The sequence below is a fragment of the Gordonia sp. (in: high G+C Gram-positive bacteria) genome (genome assembly GCF_052106715.1).
Lineage (GTDB): Bacteria > Actinomycetota > Actinomycetes > Mycobacteriales > Mycobacteriaceae > Gordonia.
Map to the genome: position 1 here is coordinate 1 of NZ_JBQEDL010000057.1, position 16,410 is coordinate 16,410.

At 68.0% G+C, this 16,410-nt stretch carries 15 protein-coding genes; 7 read left to right on the forward strand and 8 right to left on the reverse strand.

All coding sequences use genetic code 11. The annotated features are described in order from the left end of the window. The 3 genes from ACTIMF_RS18160 to yczR all read right to left on the reverse strand — a co-directional run. A partial coding sequence (locus ACTIMF_RS18160; protein WP_442351683.1) for an MFS transporter occupies window positions 1-1,052 on the reverse strand: 1,052 nt, incomplete at its 3' end. A gap of 19 nt (window positions 1,053-1,071) precedes the next feature. Further along, on the reverse strand, window positions 1,072-1,731 hold the full coding sequence (pdxH, locus tag ACTIMF_RS18165; protein ID WP_442351684.1) for a pyridoxamine 5'-phosphate oxidase: 660 nt from the start codon (window positions 1,729-1,731) through the stop codon (window positions 1,072-1,074). Window positions 1,732-1,812: 81 nt separating this feature from the next. Beyond that, window positions 1,813-3,291, reverse strand: a complete 1,479-nt coding sequence (yczR, locus tag ACTIMF_RS18170) for a MocR-like transcription factor YczR (protein ID WP_442351685.1) — start codon at window positions 3,289-3,291, stop codon at window positions 1,813-1,815. A 184-nt stretch (window positions 3,292-3,475) separates the two neighbouring features. Between yczR and yczE the strand changes: the two genes are divergently transcribed. From yczE to ACTIMF_RS18195, 5 genes are all read left to right on the forward strand, one after another. Further along, a complete protein-coding gene (yczE, locus tag ACTIMF_RS18175; RefSeq protein WP_442351697.1) occupies window positions 3,476-4,042 on the forward strand; it encodes a membrane protein YczE in 567 nt (188 codons plus the stop codon). Between the two features lie 22 nt (window positions 4,043-4,064). After that, window positions 4,065-4,424, forward strand: coding sequence for a DUF6054 family protein (locus ACTIMF_RS18180; RefSeq protein ID WP_442351686.1), 360 nt, complete (start codon window positions 4,065-4,067; stop codon window positions 4,422-4,424). Between the two features lie 197 nt (window positions 4,425-4,621). Further along, entirely contained in the window at window positions 4,622-5,758 is a 1,137-nt protein-coding gene (serC, locus tag ACTIMF_RS18185) for a phosphoserine transaminase (RefSeq protein ID WP_442351687.1), read from the forward strand. Window positions 5,759-5,892: 134 nt separating this feature from the next. Beyond that, a complete protein-coding gene (gene sepH / locus ACTIMF_RS18190; protein WP_442351688.1) occupies window positions 5,893-6,759 on the forward strand; it encodes a septation protein SepH in 867 nt (288 codons plus the stop codon). Continuing rightward, complete coding sequence (locus ACTIMF_RS18195; protein ID WP_442351689.1) at window positions 6,760-7,629, forward strand: DUF6928 family protein; 870 nt, start codon at window positions 6,760-6,762, stop codon at window positions 7,627-7,629. A gap of 38 nt (window positions 7,630-7,667) precedes the next feature. On the opposite strand, the gene ACTIMF_RS18200 is transcribed toward ACTIMF_RS18195, so the two are convergent. Beyond that, complete coding sequence (locus ACTIMF_RS18200) at window positions 7,668-8,522, reverse strand: TrmH family RNA methyltransferase (RefSeq protein ID WP_442351690.1); 855 nt, start codon at window positions 8,520-8,522, stop codon at window positions 7,668-7,670. A 46-nt stretch (window positions 8,523-8,568) separates the two neighbouring features. Here ACTIMF_RS18200 and ACTIMF_RS18205 point away from each other — a divergent pair, with 46 nt between their 5' ends. Further along, on the forward strand, window positions 8,569-9,795 hold the full coding sequence (locus tag ACTIMF_RS18205; RefSeq protein ID WP_442351691.1) for a GNAT family N-acetyltransferase: 1,227 nt from the start codon (window positions 8,569-8,571) through the stop codon (window positions 9,793-9,795). A 304-nt stretch (window positions 9,796-10,099) separates the two neighbouring features. On the opposite strand, the gene ACTIMF_RS18210 is transcribed toward ACTIMF_RS18205, so the two are convergent. Further along, on the reverse strand, window positions 10,100-11,557 hold the full coding sequence (locus tag ACTIMF_RS18210; protein ID WP_442351692.1) for an NCS2 family permease: 1,458 nt from the start codon (window positions 11,555-11,557) through the stop codon (window positions 10,100-10,102). Window positions 11,558-11,636: 79 nt separating this feature from the next. On the opposite strand from ACTIMF_RS18210, the gene ACTIMF_RS18215 reads away from it, so the two are divergent. Then, the gene (locus ACTIMF_RS18215; RefSeq protein WP_442351693.1) at window positions 11,637-11,885 is read left to right on the forward strand and encodes a DUF2530 domain-containing protein; all 249 of its coding nucleotides are present in this window, start codon (window positions 11,637-11,639) and stop codon (window positions 11,883-11,885) included. Here the strand turns inward: ACTIMF_RS18215 and ACTIMF_RS18220 are convergent. From ACTIMF_RS18220 to ACTIMF_RS18230, 3 genes are all read right to left on the reverse strand, one after another. Next, on the reverse strand, window positions 11,867-12,463 hold the full coding sequence (locus ACTIMF_RS18220; RefSeq protein WP_442351694.1) for a phosphatase PAP2 family protein: 597 nt from the start codon (window positions 12,461-12,463) through the stop codon (window positions 11,867-11,869). The two genes, ACTIMF_RS18215 and ACTIMF_RS18220, sit on opposite strands and share 19 nt — an antisense overlap. A gap of 12 nt (window positions 12,464-12,475) precedes the next feature. After that, window positions 12,476-13,615 carry an acyl-CoA dehydrogenase family protein gene (locus tag ACTIMF_RS18225; protein WP_442351695.1) on the reverse strand — a complete coding sequence of 380 codons (1,140 nt, stop codon included), beginning with the start codon at window positions 13,613-13,615 and terminating at the stop codon, window positions 12,476-12,478. Between the two features lie 86 nt (window positions 13,616-13,701). Further along, window positions 13,702-16,410: sacsin N-terminal ATP-binding-like domain-containing protein (locus tag ACTIMF_RS18230; protein ID WP_442351696.1), on the reverse strand; the 2,709-nt coding region annotated here is incomplete at its 5' end.

A 16,410-nucleotide genomic window follows, 5' to 3' on the forward strand; every position in this document is an offset into this window, starting at 1 on the left:
TGCAGCATGGTCTGGCGGAAGGCCGCCGAGGCCATGTCGGCGGCACCGCCGATCATCAGCGCGACGACGACCAACGGCAGGACGGGTAGCGGCGAACCGTTCGCGAACAGGAGAAGGCCACCGGACACGGTGATCGACACACCCCACACCAGGATGCACAGAACCACCGCTCGCCCCTGCCGCTGGACCCGGGACACCCATCCGGACAGCACGCCGCCGACCACGGCACCGAGCGGAATCGCGATGAACAGCAACGCGAATGCGACGCCGCCGTCGCCCGGGCCACCGAAGTCTTCGTGCGCCATCTGGGGGAACAGGGCGCGCGGCATTCCGAAGATCATCGCGATCAGGTCGACGACGAACGACATCAACAGCACCGGCTGCGTTCTCAAGTAGACGAGACCGTCCACCACAGACCTGACGCCCGGAGTCTTCGGCTTGCGCCCCTCGGGCAGTTGCGGTGGGAGCGCGGGCAGCGCGACCACCGCCCACAACGTAGCGAACAGGAAGATCGCGTCCACGAGGTAGAGCAGCGAGAATCCGAGGACCGGGATCAGCGCGCCGCCGACCAGCGGACCGGCGATCGCACCGGCCTGCATCACCGTCATGTTCAGCGAGTTGGCCGCCGGGAGTTCGTGCTTCGCCAAGATTCGCGGCAGCACCGCGGTGCGCGTGGGCTGGTTGACGGCGAAGAACGCCTGCTGAATCGAGAAGACGCACAGCAGGATCCAGACGTTGTTCCACTCTGCCGCCGCCTGCGCCCAGAACAGGACACTCGTCGTGATGAGTCCGAGAGTCGTCACGATCAGGATGCGCCGACGATCGAATGTGTCGGCCAGGGCTCCGCCCCACAGCCCGAAGACGACGAGCGGCACGAGGCCGAAGACACCAGTCAGTCCGACGTACGCCGAACTGCCGGTCATCGCGTAGATCTGGGCGGGCACCGCGACGACGGTCAGTTGAGCGCCGATGACCGTGACGATGTTGGCCCACCACAGACGGCTGAAGTTCTTGTTCTTCAGCGGGGTGGTGTCGGCGAGTAGTCGCGCCATCAGGGTCGTGCCGCCACGATTACGGCTGCAGGCGCTCGACGTGCCACGAATCGCCTGCGCGCACGGCCCGCACCCGGTTGTGCAGTCGGTCGGCGCGCCCCTGCCAGAACTCGACGATGTCGGGAACGATCCGGTAGCCGCCCCAGTTGGACGGCACGGGAACCGACCCCGCCTCGTCCAACGACTCGGCGAGGCGCGCAGCCTTCATCTCCAACGCCTCGCGGGACTCGATCGGTCGCGACTGATCCGACGCCGACGCCGACACCTGCGATCCGCGCGGACGCGAATTCCAGTACGCCGCGGTCTCTTCGGCGGGCACTTTCACGACCCGGCCGCGCACGTGGACCTGCCGTTCCATCGCAATCCACGGAAACGTCGCCGACGCATACGGATTCGCAGCGATCGCCCGCCCCTTGTCGGAGTCGTAGCCGGTGAAGAACGCGATCCCGTCGTCGCTGACGCCCTTGCACAGAACGGTGCGCGTTGCGGGCCGACTGTCCGCGTCGACCGTGCCCACGATCATCGCATTCGGCTCAGTGACGCCCGCGTCGACCGCCGCGGCGAACCATGACTCGAACAGGGCGCGCCACGGCGGATCACCCGTCAACCACGCGACATCGAGGTTCTCGGCGACACCGTCGCGTCCCGTCGCGTCGTCCGCACCGTAACCGACCCTCATGTTCTGCAATTCGACCTGCCCGTTCACAAGATCCGATGATATTCCTGCTTCTCTCGCGCCGAATCAGACGGCCACTGTCGGTCACACCGCCAGTCGCCCGGGCAGACCGGTCTCGTCCTCCCCTGGCTCCGCCCCCGACCCGATCGCCTGCCGGTATGCCCGGCCGACGAGGTCGATCCCACGCCGTAGTTCGTCCGATCCCAACGTGTAGGGGATCCGAATATAGTTCTCCAAACCGCCGTCCGGCGCGAATCCACTTCCCGGCGTCAGTCGCACCCCGAGTCCCACTGCGGCTGCCGCGGTCGCGGTCGCTGCCGGACGCGGCAACCTCACCCACAGACACAGCCCGCCGCCGCCCGGCGTGATCACCGCATCGGGTAGCGCGTCGCCGAGCGCGTCGAGCGCCACGGCTCGTTGTGCACGGAGCGTGTCCAATCGCCCAGGCAGGAAGCTCGCCAGTTCGTCGACGGCGTACGCCGCAGCGAGCTGGTCCATCACCGAACCGCTGATACCGAGGTCGTAGCGGGCGACGGCGAACGGATCGGGTGGAGCCTCGGTCCGGATCCAGCCGACGCGCAGACCGCTCCACACTGTTTTACTCACGGAGCCGATCGTGATGACCTGCGCCCGACGCGATGCGAACGCTGCGACCGGCGCCGGAGCGGCACGGTCCAGGCCCAGTTCGACGACGGTCTCGTCGATCACGATCGGAACCCCGTACCGGGCCGACAGTTCTCCGAGGCGACGACGTCCGTCGGCGGCGAGCAGCAGTCCGGTCGGATTGTGGAAATCCGGGTTCATGCAGACCAGCGCAGGGCGTTGTAGCCGAAGAATCGACTCGAGGTGGTCGAGGTCCCAGCCGTGGCTGGTGTCGAGCGGCAGTGCGACGACCCGTGCGCGATGACGGGCGAGCGCTTGAAGGGTCCCCGAGTACGTCGGCTGCTCGACGACGACCGACTCCCCTGGCGAGACGAGGGTGTCGAGAACGACGCGCAACGCGTGCTGCGCGCCTGCCGTCACCAGGATCTGTTCGGGTCGCGTGGGCAGCCCCCGCTCGCTGTACCGACGTGCGACGACCTCGGTCAGCACGCGCAGACCACTCGGGTACACACCCGCACCCGACAGATAGGCCGGCGCGCACTCGAGCGCATAACGAAACGCGTCGTGCACCACCTGGTCGGGCGCCGACGGCGCCGCGATGTTGAGCCTGCACACATCGGCTTCGTCGCCGTGGTCGAACGGTTCGGCCGGCATGTCGACGGGCAGCACGAGCACGCTGCGTGCACCCTGACGCGACTGCAGGTGGCCGGTGTCGCGAAGGGCGGCATACGCGCCCGCGACGGTGGTCCGGCTGACGTCGAGCACCTCGGCCAGACTTCGCTCGCTCGGCACCGCCGTCCCCACCGAGACCCGACCGTCCAGGAGCAGGACTCGCACCGCGTCGGCCAGTGCCGCATACGCCGGCCGCGGACCGGCCGGTCGCCAGGGCCCGAGACGTCGAGCCAGCGCGTGCGCGCCGATGGCACCGGTCGGAGTCAGCTCGCTTCGCGATATGGCCACCAGGCCAGTATCGGACAACTGGCTATAGATTCCAAGTCCAGTAGGGACCACTATCGTCGGCATGGCTTCCACGACCCCATCACGTCGCAACGCTCTCTGCGCGCCCGGGCAAGGCCGCCGCGGGTGGCGTCTCGTCGCCCGCCTCACAAGCCTGTACGCCGGGCTCGCCTTGTACGGCGCGTCGATGGCGATGGTCTTGAGGGCCGGGCTCGGGAACATTCCGTGGGACGTCTTGCACCAGGGTGTGGCCGAACACGTGCACCTGTCGATCGGTGTCGTCTCAATCATCGTCGGCGCCGCCGCACTGCTCGCATGGATCCCACTGCGGCAGATCCCCGGCCTCGGCACCGTCTCGAACGTGATCGTCATCGGTGTCGTCTTCGACCTCGTCGCCCCGCACCTTCCATTCGCGCCGCGCTGGGAGGTCGCCGTGCCGATTATGGCCGCAGGCATCGTCCTCAACGCGTTCGCGACGGCCCTCTACATCGGGGCACGCTTCGGCCCCGGCCCGCGCGACGGCCTGATGACCGGGCTCGTCGCCCGCACGGGATGGTCGGTGCGGACCGTGCGCACGGTGCTCGAGGTGACGGTGGTTGCGATCGGGTTCGCGCTCGGCGGCACCCTCGGCATCGGCACCGTCCTTTACGCAGTCGGCGTCGGCCCCCTCATTCAGCGCTTTGCCGCGGCCCTGGACATGACCGCGGCGGTGTCGGGCACCGCGGAATTCGACCGAACGACCGACCCCGACTGATCGGCGAGGCAGACTGCAACGCATGGCCAAGTACGAACGCGTCTTTCGAGGAGACTTCGACACCGTCGTCGACATCGTCCACAACGCAGTGATGCGGGCCAGTTCATCCGCGTCATACGAGGACGGCTCGAGCATCGAGCCGACGGGCACGAACCTCCGGTGCGCCGTCCGCGTCTACGAGCGATACAGCGCCGCAGGCGGCAACCGGGTCGCCATGAATGTGACGATCGTCGGGGTCGAGTCGAGGATCTTCGTCTCGGCGATCACCTCGGGCGGCAGCAAGGCCGTGCTCTGGAAGATCAACACGTGGGGCGAGGACTCGTTCCTGAACACGCTCACCGAAGCCGTCGAACCCCTCGCCCTGGCATCACCCGACGTCTAGGTAGCCCACCGGCCCGGGCCGGAATCTCACATATGCGGCGCCAAACCCCCGATTCTTGGGTCGGGTGTCCATATGTGGGAGAGTCCTGCCGCCGGGTGCCGACCCGCTCGACTCATCTGTTCTGTTCATAGAGCAATCGTCGGATGCTCATCGATCCGAATCGGCCCGGGTCGGGTCGTCGTTCTACGATGCTCACCATGACCGAGAACGCTGCGATCACCATTCCCGCCGACCTCCTGCCCACCGACGGCCGTTTCGGCTGTGGACCATCGAAGGTCCGCCCCGAACAGTTGCAGTCCCTGGTCGACACGGGCGCATCGGTGTTCGGCACCAGTCACCGCCAGGCGCCCGTCAAGAACGTGGTCGGCGCCATCCGCAGCGGACTGACCGACCTGTTCTCGCTGCCCGACGGGTACGAGGTCGTCATCTCCAACGGCGGCACCACCGCATTCTGGGACGCCGCAGCATTCGGCCTGGTGCGCGAGCGCGCCCTCAACCTGACCTACGGCGAATTCTCGTCCAAGTTCGCGGCCGTCACCAAGAAGGCCCCGTTCCTGGCCGACCCGAAGGTCATCTCGACCGATCCGGGCACCGCACCCGACCCGGCCGCGATCACTGCCGCCGACGTCGAGGGCGTCGACCTCATCGGCTGGGCCCAGAACGAGACGTCGACCGGTGTCGCCGTTCCGGTCCTGCGCCCTGAGCACGCAGGTGACGCGCTGGTCGCCATCGACGCCACCTCCGGCGCAGGCGGACTGCCCGTCGACATCGCCCAGACCGACGTCTACTACTTCGCGCCGCAGAAGTCGTTCGCGTCCGACGGCGGACTGTGGGTCGCGATCATGAGCCCGGCCGCCCTCGCGCGCGTCGAGGAGATCAAGTCCTCGGGCCGGTGGTGTCCCGAGTTCCTGTCGCTGCCGACTGCCGTCGACAACAGCGCCAAGAATCAGACCTACAACACGCCTGCCGTCGGCTCGCTGCTGCTGTTCGCGAACCAGATCGAGTGGATGAACGCCAACGGCGGCCTGGATTTCTGCACCGGCCGCACCGCCGAGTCGAGCAATATCCTCTACTCGTGGGCGCAGGCCAGCGCCTACGCGTCGCCGTTCGCGGATGAGGCGCACCGCAGCCAGGTGGTCGGCACCATCGACTTCGCCGATTCCGTCGACGCCGCGGCCGTCGCCAAGATTCTCCGCGCGAACGGCGTCGTCGACACCGAGCCGTATCGGAAGCTCGGTCGCAACCAGTTGCGCGTCGGGATGTTCCCGGCAATCGATCCGTCGGACGTGCAGAAGCTGACCGAATGCATCGACCACGTGGTCGGCAAACTCTGATCTGGCGAACCTAATACGCAGGTAGATGAGGGACACGTGGACCAGTCCGCGTGTCCCTCACTCGTCTGGCCCCGCAGTGATTTACGCTGAAAGTGATATCCGCGTACGTGGGGACGCAGAGGAGGATCGATCGAGTGCGAAAGCTGAAGGCGCAACGCGTCGATCCTGACGGGACAGTGATCTGTGTCGACACCGAGTCCGGTGAGGAGTTCGCGTTGGCTGTCGACCACACGCTTCGCGACGCCCTCGCTCCCCCCGTACCGACTCCAGAGGTTCCGACAGAACCGGGAATCATGTTGAGCCCCAGAGAGATCCAAGCCCGCGTCCGGGCCGGAGCCACCGTCGACGAGCTCGCCGACGTGACCGGCGAACGGCCCGAGAAGATCTACCGCTTCGCCCACCCGGTCCTTCTGGAACGGTCACGCGCCGCCGAACTGGCGCGCGCGTCGCATCCGGCGGGCATCGACGGGCCCAGTCTGAACACGCTCGGCGAGCTCGTCGCCGAGTGCATCACGCTGCGTGGCAATTCAGCTGCGGACGCGTCGTGGGACGCATGGCGCCCCGAGGACGGCCGGTGGGTCGTCCAGGTCGGGTGGCCCAGCAACGGCAACAACGAGTTCGCGCACTGGCGGTACACGCCCGGATCACACGGCGGGATCACCGAGCCGTTGGACGATCTCGCCGTGGAACTGACCGAGCCCGAATTGGCACGGTCCTCACGTCGCACGGTGATGTCTGTGGTCCCGGAGGCTCCCGAAGCGCCGCAGCACGAGGTGCTGCCCGACGGCCACGAGCACGTCACCGTCAACGCGGACCGCATCATGGAACAACAGTCGTCTCCGTTGGAATTGGAGTTCGACGACACCCCGCCAGCACAGCCGAGCGACGGGGAACGACAACGCGGGCAGGGACCTCGGCATCGCAGCGGAAAGCGTGCGACTCCGACCGTCCCGGCCTGGGAGGACGTCCTACTGGGCGTTCGGAGCCACCCCGGAGAGTAAGTGTTCGCCCACACCACAACACTGTGGTTCGTCGCCTGCCCGGATCCCGCCGAACAACTTCGACGCGGATCCGTTGCGGACCCGAACCAGACCGACGATCTCATGCGCCGCGCCTACGTGGGCGACGTGCCGTCCGCGACCGCCGTCGCCGATCTATCGATGCTGCCCGACGCCGCCGACGACACATTGTTCGCCGCGCATTTCGGCGATGTCGCGGTGCTCGCCGGACGATCGCTGGCGACGGTGTCGCCCGATGAGCTCACCGAGTTCGTCACCGCTCTCGCCCCCGGCTGGACGGTACTGCTCCTGTCGTTGAATCCGGAGACCAACACCGGCGTGTTCGCGCGGTGGGAGAACGGACGGCTGCAACGCGCGTTCGCGGCGTCACCCGACACGATCCACGCCGACCACGGTGTCCCGTTCGGTTTCGAGAGTCCGTTCTGGGCGGGTGAACGACCGCTCCAGTACCTCCCGGGCGCGGAACCCGACCCGCTCGATCTGCCGTTCCATCCCGCCGAACTTGCGGAGGAGGCGAACCGGCAGTGGCTCGGCTTCCGGTTCACGCCGCCGCCCGGCGACGGTGACACCGAGCCTGCCCGAATCCCGATGTACGCCTACCGGATTCTGCCCGCCGACTCCTCGGCGACGCCTGCGTCACAGGTGCGTCCCGACCCCGCTCCGGTGCCGACACCCGCCCCAGCCCCGGTCGATGAGCAGCCTGTCAACGGGACACCTCAGAACGGGGCGCCTGTGGACCCGGAGACGACGACGCCACTCGCCGTCACCTCCCCACCGGACACCGATCGCGAGAGGGTGCCCAGGGCACCCGGTCCGATCTCTCGCTACTTCGGTTTCCGCGGACGCCTGTAGGTCCCGCACCAGCTGAGCGCTGTCGGCCCTGTTGGGCGCTAGCGGCTCAACGCCTCGTAGAACGCCACGGCTGCTGCCGTAGCGACGTTGAGAGAGTCGGTGCCCCGGCTCATCGGGATGTGGCCGCGGACATCGCATGACCGCATCGTGTGCTCTTTGAGGCCCGGCCCCTCGGCGCCGACGAGGAACGCCAGCTTCTCTGCTCGCACGGCCTGGCGCAGCGGCACGCTCCCTTCTCCGGGAGTCAACGCGATGGTCTGGAAGCCGTTGTCGCGCAGAAGTTGGAGGTCGGTGGGCCAGTTCTCCGCCTTAGCGAACGGCACCAGCAGCGCGTGCCCCATCGAGACGCGGACACAGCGGCGGTAGAGGGGGTCGGCACAACCGGCTCCGAAGACCACCGCGTCGACGCCGAGTCCCGCGGCGTTGCGGAAGACACTACCGATGTTCTCGTGGTCGTTGACGCCCTCGAGGACGGCGACGGTCCGGGCCGACTCGATGATCGACTGAACAGTCAACGTCTCCGGTCGGCGTGCGGCCGCCAACACTCCCCGATTGAGATGGAATCCGATGACCTCCGCCATCACCTCTTTGGACGCGCGATAGAACGGGACGCCGCCCGCGCCTTCGACGATCCCGTACTCCATGGCCGCGTCCGACAACTCTTCGCGCCGACGGTCCACTCCGAACAGAGCGTGCGGGGCGAAACGCGAGGCGATCATCCGTCGCACCACGAGGACGCCTTCGGCGATCACCAATGCCTTGCCGACACGGCCTCCCGGCAGCGCAGGCAGGTCAGGGCGGCGGTCGACCGAGTTGAGATCGCGGAAATCGTCGACCCGCTCGTCGGACGGATCAGTGATGTCGATGACCTCGACGGTTAGGGGCTCGCTCACCTTGAATACGGTGGCACACCCGAGCCGTCAGACCCAAAATGGCAGAGTGGACACCGTGGACACGTTGAGGATGACGCATGCGAGCGACGCCGACTGGCCGGAGATCATCGACCTGGATGCCAGAGCGTTCGCTCTGCCGAGCCCGCTGCCGCGCGACGAGATCACTGAGTTCCGCGCCAAAGTCCCCGACGAGGCGACCTACCTGATCCGCGACGCCGGGACCGTCCCCGGGTCGTCGACGATCGTGGCGTTCTCCCTCTACTACGACCTGCCGTTGACTCTGCCGGGCGGCGCCATCACGTCGGTCGCCGGGCTGTCGTGGGTGTCGGTGTCGGCGACGCATCGCCGTCGCGGGCTCCTGCGACGGATGATCGACGCCCAGTTCGCCGACTGGCGTGCGGGCGGGCATCCGCTGGCGATCTTGACGGCGACCGAAGGCACCATCTACGAACGTTTCGGATTCGGGCCCGCGGCGTACGCGCACCGCGTCCACGTCGCACCGGCGGCCGCGTCTTTCCGGACAGAGGCCCCCGAGGACTCCCGAGTCCGGTACGGCACTCCCGAGGAGGTCGAAGAGCACGTTCCCGCCGTCCACGCGCGGTGGGCAGCCGCTCGTTGCGGTGCGATCGGACGCCCCGAAGCGTGGTGGCCGTCGCTGCTGGCCGACCGCAGCTTCCGCCGGAACTCCCAGACCTCGGGGCTGCATTATCTGCTGCACCCGGACGGCTATGCCGCGTACCGAATCGACGCCCGTGATCGGACGGCTCTCGTCGACGACCTCGTCGCGGTGACCGCGCAAGCGCACGACGACCTGTGGCGCGTCCTGACGAGCCTGGACCTGATCTCGACGGTCCACGCGTCGATCCCCGTGGACGACCCGCTCCCCCACCTGCTCACCGATGCGCGCGCCGCATCGTTCCATGCCCGTCCGGACACGCTGTGGGTCTCTATCCTCGATGTGGTCGACGCGCTGCAATTGCGGCGGTACTCCGAGGACGGGACGCTCGTCCTCGACGTGACTGATGGCTACTCCGATCGCGGTGGCCGGTACCAGATGTCCATCGTCGACGGCCGGGCCACCGTCTCACGTACCGATGCCGCGCCGAATGCGAGCATGGACATCTCGGTGCTTTCGAGCCTGTACCTGGGCGGCGCGCCCGCTCGCGGCTTCTCCGAAGCCGGTCGGATCGACGTCGACTCCGCCGAGTCTCTCACCCTGCTTGCCCGCATGTTCGACGTCGAGCATGCGCCCTTCCCCGGCACGTTCTTCTAGGGGCTGCTTCCGCCGCTTCACGCTGGTCGAGCGGAGTCGAGATCCCCGGACGCCGCGGGAGGTCTCGACTTCGCTCGACCAGCGTGGGGCTCGACCCGGCGGCAAGAGAGGGTCTCGACTTCGCTCGACCAGCGTGGGGCTCGACCCGGCGGCAAGTGGGGTCTCGACTTCGCTCGACCAGCGTGGGGCCCGACCCGGCGGTAAGAGGGGGTCGACTCCGCTCGACCAGCGTGGGGCCCGACCAGCGGTAAGAGGGGGTCGACTCCGCTCGACCAGCGTGGGGCTCGATCGGCGATAAGAGGTGCTACGAGTTGATCAAGTTCTCGATCGGGCCGCGGGCGAAGTAGACGATGAACAGAGCGGCGACGATCCACAGCAGCGGGTGGACCTTCTTGAACTCGCCACGCGCGGTCTGCAGGACCACCCACGCGATGAAGCCGACGCCGATGCCGTTGGCGATCGAGTACGTGAACGGCATGACCACGATGGTCAAGAACGCGGGCAGCGCGTAGTCGAAGCGACCGAAGTCGATCTCGCGCACCTGCCCCATCATCAGCGCACCGACCACGATGAGCGCGGGCGCGACGGCCTCCATCGGAACGATCGTGTACAGCGGCGTGAAGAACATCGCGGCCAGGAACAGCACACCGCTCACCACGTTCGCCAAGCCGGTCCGCGCGCCTTCGGCAATACCCGACGACGATTCGACGAACACCGTGTTCGACGACGACGACGCCGCGCCACCGACGACGGCTCCGACGCCCTCCACGGCCAACGCCTTGCCGATACCCGGCAGGTTGCCGTCCTTATCGGTGAGGCCGGCTTCCTTACCGAGACCGGTCATGGTGCCCATCGCGTCGAAGAAGTTCGACAGCACCAGGGTGAACAGGAATACGCACGCGATCAGAACGCTGACATGCTCGAACGCTCCGGTGAACGCGCCGAACAGGTCGACGTCACCGACCAGCGACAGGTCGGGCAGACCGCCGATGCCGTCGGGCACCCCGGGTACGTTCATCGCCCATCCGCCCTGGTCTGCGGTCTTCAGATCCAGGAAGGCCTCGACGACGATCGACACGATCGTCATGATCACGATGCCCAGGAGCAGGCCACCGGGCACCTTCCGCACCACGAGAACGCCCATCACCAGGACGCCGATGCAGAACAGCATGGTCGGAACGGTCGCGATGGAGCCGTCGGAACCGAGTTGCACCGGCGGACCGCTTTCCGCACCGTGCGTGACGAACCCGGCGTTAGCGAGACCGACGAGAGCGATGAAGGCGCCGATGCCCGCCGCGATCGCCGCCTTCAACTCGTTGGGGACCGCGTTGAACACGGCGGTGCGCACCCCGGTCAGGCCGAGGATGACGATCACGATGCCGTCGAGCACCACCAGGCCCATCGCTGCGGGCCAGCTCATCTGCGGCGCGATCGTCACGGCGAGGAGGCTGTTGATGCCGAGCCCTGCGGCGAACGCGAACGGGAAGTTGGCGATCACGCCGAACAGCACCGACATGACGCCTGCGACCAGAGCCGTCACCGCCGTCACCTGGTTGGGGTTCAGCGCGTGTCCGAAGGCGTCGACGTTGGTGTTGGTCGCTGCGTCGCCGCCGATGATGATCGGGTTCAAGACGACGATGTAGGCCATCGCGAAGAATGTGACGAGGCCGCCGCGCATCTCGCGCGCGAGCGTCGACCCACGTTCGGAGATCTTGAAGTAGCGGTCCAACACGCCGGTCGGCTTGCCAGCGGGATCGGTCATCGGTCCACCCTTCGCATACGGAGGCTCGGTACTTTCGGTGCGCGGTCAACGCGCCACGGGAAAAAGCTACCCTGAAGCCATGAGTGATGAGACACCGATCCCGGAGCTGCCCGCCCGACTCCGCGCTCCGGAACCGGTGATCGTCGTCGGAATGCTCGCCTGGCTCGTCGCAACGATCGTGGTGTGGGCCGCAGATCTGGGCGGCGACCGCGCGTTGACGGTCTGCTGGGTAGGGCTGGCCGTCGGGGTCGCCGGAACGATACTGGTGACTGTCCAGCGCGCTGCCGTGCGGCGTGGCTCCCGTGGCGCTCAGGACGGGCTCGACTGAGCCTTCCGCCGTCGTTGCGCGGCTCGTGCGGCCTGTCTGCGCCGTGACATCTGCACATGTGCGGCCACGCACAATGCGATCCAGATGCAGCCGAACAGCCAGCCGAACAGCACATCGCTCAGCCAGTGAACGCCGAGGTAGATGCGGCTGAATCCGATGAGCCCCACCAGGATCGGACCGGCCAGCAGCCATACCGCGCGTTCGCGGACACGTGGGTATTGCCGGTGCAGAATGATCACTGTCAGCCCGTAGACGACGACGCTGAGCATCGCGTGACCGGACGGGAACGAATACCCGCCGATGTCGATGAGCCGGTCTTGAACCGGCGGTCGGTCGCGGGTGAAGGCGACCTTGAGCAGTGACATCAGCGCCCATCCCGACAGTGATCCGGCGACGATCACGGCCGCGAAGTCGATCCGCCCCGCCATCCAGGCGAGCACGGCGACCCCGATCACGACGAGCGTCAACGTGAGCGTGTCGCCCCACACGGTGATGAACTGCAGAAACGACGTCCACGGTTCGCTGCGATGCGTCATGACCCAATCGGTCACGGTGTGATCGACGCTGAACGGCTGCATCCTCGTGAGCCTCTACTTCGCCAACGAGCGCCCGATGACCAGGCGCTGAATCTGGTTGGTGCCTTCGAAGATCTGCATGATCTTCGCTTCCCGCATGAACCGCTCCACTCGAAACTCGCGCGTGTAGCCGTTGCCGCCGAGGACTTGCACGGCATCGGTCGTCACCTTCATCGCCGCGTCGGTCGCGACGAGTTTCGCGGTGGCCGCCGCACGCGAGTAGTCGCGTCCGGCGTCACGTCGTCTGGCGGCGTCGAGGTAGGTCGCACGCGCCGAATCGACGGCTGCCGCCATATCGGCCAGCAGGAACGACAGCCCCTGATGGTCGATGATCGCCTTCCCGAAGGTCTGCCGTTCCCGCGCGTAGTCGACAGCGGCGTCGAGCGCGGCCTGCGCGAGCCCGGTGGCGCATGCGGCGATGCCGAGCCTGCCCGAGTCGAGTGCGGAGAACGCGATCTGCAGTCCTTGCCCCGGCTCGCCGAGGAGTCGGTCGGCGTCGACGAGGGCGTCGCTGTACGACGCGGCGGCAGTCGGGACCGCGTGCAGCCCCATCTTCTCCTCGGGCCTGCCGAACTCGAGCCCGTCGGTCTCACGCGAGACGAGCAGGCATGAGATGCCCTTGGAGCCTTCTCCGGTCCGGACGAACGTGTTGTAGACGTCGGCGACTCCGCCGTGGGTGATCCACGACTTGGTGCCGGTCACCGAGTACCCACCGTCGACCGGTGTCGCGCGGCAGGCGACGGCGGACGCATCCGAGCCGGCCTGCGGCTCGGACAAGCTGTATGCGCCGATCAGTCGCCCGTTCAGCAGGTCGGGAAGCCACCGCTGCTTCTGTTCGTCGGTGCCGTAGGTGAACAGCGGGAAGCACGCGAGGCCGTGGACACTGACCGCGACCGCGATCGACGCCCACCGAGACGACAATTCCTCGAGGACCTGCAGGTACACCTCGTACGGCTGGCCACCGCCGTCGTACTCCTCGGGGTACGGCAGGCCGAGGAGTCCGGCCTCGCCGAGTGCCGTGAACACGCCGTCCGGGTAGGTCTCGCTCTTCTCGTGGGTGTCGACGATCGGCTCGAGCAGTCGGTCCCCGACATCCCGGACCAGATCGATGAGGTCGTGCGCCTCGTCGGAGGGCAGTAGACGGTCAACCGGCATGCTCAACCTCTTCTGTGACGGGGTCGCGGATCGGTCTCAACCGTACCGAGTCAGTCCAGTCCGAGTCGGGTCAGGACGCGGTCGGGTCAGGACGCGATGCTCACGTGGACGGTTCCGGTGTCGTCCACCCAGTACGGTACGTCGACGCGGTGTTCGTCGCCGTCAACGACGACCGCGACGGTCAGGCGACGGTGCACGACGACTCGTCCGGTCAATGCATGTCCGGTTGTGGCGGCGAGCGCGACGATCTCGGCGGAGTCGGCGTCGACGGTCTCGCCCGCATCCATCGGGACCCCGTGACACGTCTGCGACGCGAGGTCCGCGTCCAGCGCGTCCGCGAGGATTGCGGCGTCGGCGGGGTCGACGGTCGGTCCGGGCAGTACGGCGCGGTCGGCGGGCACCGCGAACGTCCACCACGAGCGGTCGACGACGATCGGCGCGTCGGTCACCGTCCCGGCCAGTGTCCGGGCGCCCTCCGGCGGCTGGATATCGTCGACCGCGATGAGGCCGGCGCGCACCGCCCCGACCACTGCGGCATGGGCGCGAGCTGCGACTCCGGGTGCGACATCTCGGTCGGTGTCGCCGAGCCGGTCGAGCCAGACCTGCGCGTCGTCGGCGTCGTCGGGTCGATCGGCGACGAGGAGCGGGGCCGCGGCCGGCGGGGCGTCGTCCAACGCGTCGAAGAGGCCAGCGAATGCGTGATGGTCCACGGCCCGCAGATGCCGCAGCGCGGTTCCATCGATCTCGGCGTACCGCCGCAGCCACCACCGGGTGTAGCCGGCAGCGAGCAGCGGAGCGGTCGCGTCATCGGCGAGCAACGTGAGCGCCTCACGCCACCGGTCGGGGTCGACGAGGTCGAGGTCTCGGACTGCGTCGACGGTCTCCGGCGGTGCGTCGAAACCGTCCCACCACGCCTCCTCGTCCGGAAGGTCGTGATCGGGACGCGTCGGCAGGTCGTCGTGCACGACGGCGAATCCCCAGCCGACGCCGATCGCCCGCAACGCCTTGGGCCCGTACCGCGCGACGAGGGCCGGGGCGACGGAACCGAACGGCGAATCGGCGACGAGCACTCCGCGCAACGGGGCGTCGGGAAGGAGGAGTTCGTCGGCAGGCCAGTCCTCGCCGTCGTCCGCTCGCAGTTCGAGTGCGCCCAGACCGACCCCGCCGAGACCTGACGTCTCGTCCAGGTCGCCGAGGACGACGAGGTCCAGTACCGCAGTCGACAGATCTTCGTGCGTGTCGGCGGTGTCGATCGCCGCGATCAGAGCGGGATCGGCGAGTGCGTCCGCGATGCTGCAGTGTTCGAGACCGAGTCGGTCGAGCAGCGGGTCGTAGGCGTCCGGATGCACCAGCGGCAGCCATTCCGGGGCCGCAATCTCACCGGCGTCCGACACGAGGCCGTCGAGGACGAACAGCCCCCGAGCACCGCGGTGCGTCCGACCGTCCGCCCGCGGGATCGCCAGCGCCCCTAGTTCGGCGGCGTCGTCGCCGGTCTGCACCAGGATCGCGAGCGCGGCATAGAGGGTCTGCCACCACGACGGTGGGCGCCGCACACCGGACAGTTCGTCGGCGAGGTCGGCCAGCCCGATCTGGCGTGCACCCAACCGGACGAGCGCTGCGGCGCCCTGACGATCGGAGACGTCCGGGTGAGCAAGCGGATCGAGGACGTCGGCGAGCACGGAGCCGAGCCGGTCGGGCAGGCCGGGCAGCACCCACGCGCGCTCAGGCGCGATGACGTCGCCGCTCACGGTCGGCACCCAGCGAGCGACGGCGAGGTCGGCGAGGATCCGTTCGTGCAGTGGCGCGCCCGTCCGCCCCGCCGACAGGGTCGGGCGCGGGATCAGGCGGTGCTTCTGATCGTCGGGCGCCAGTGCGACGAGTTCGGTGTACCCGGCTGCTGCCGACGCGATGTCTGCGTCGGGGTGCACGTCACGTCGGTCGGGCGTCAACGGCAGTCCGGTGATGACACGGGCAGGCAATGCCAGGTGCACACCGGTCGCCGTCGGACTACGCAGGACGTCGTCGGACAGCGGCACGATCGAGTCGTCCTGCTGGTCGGGATCGGTCGCGGCCATCCAGGTGTTGGCCCCCGCGCGTGCGACGAGCCATCGCGCAACGACCGTTCCGTCACGGAGAATCGACACGTGGTCGCCGTCGGCCCGGCGCTCGAAGGATTCGTCGCCGATGTCGATCCGGCTCAGGGCGGGAAGCTCGAGCAGCAGGTCGGGTGCCTGGTCCGCGAACCCGGCGTACAGGTCCGCTGCGGCGCGCCCTGCATCGACGGACACCTCGGTGGTGAATCCCCGGGGCGGCACGGCATCTGACGGCCACGCCAACCGTTGCGCGGGAACGGGTTCGGAAAGACCGAGCTCAGAGCGCACCGCGTCGATGCTGCGCTGACGGTCGAACTCGACGGCCCCGCTGGTCGACGAGATCTGCACGCGATCGGCGAAGGCCGTCGACCGGAAGCCGACACCGAAGTGGCCGACGGTCGGTCCGCCGAGTGCCGGTTTCGGTGACACGCGCAGCGCTGTCAGGGATTCGACGCCGTCGCGAGTGAGTGGAGCTCCGGTGTTCGCGAACCGCAGCACCCAGCCGTCGAGCGTGATCGCCAGGCGTCCGTCGCCGTCGGCGGCGGCATCGGCGGCGTTCGCCGCGAGTTCGGTCAGGAGACGCCCGCGATATCCGATGTCGGAGAGTTCACGTTCGGCCGCCGCGTCCTCGGCCATCCGCGTGGGCGACGACCGCCACGACTCGAGCGTCGCCGCGCGCAGGGCGGTCAGCCCGAAAGGATC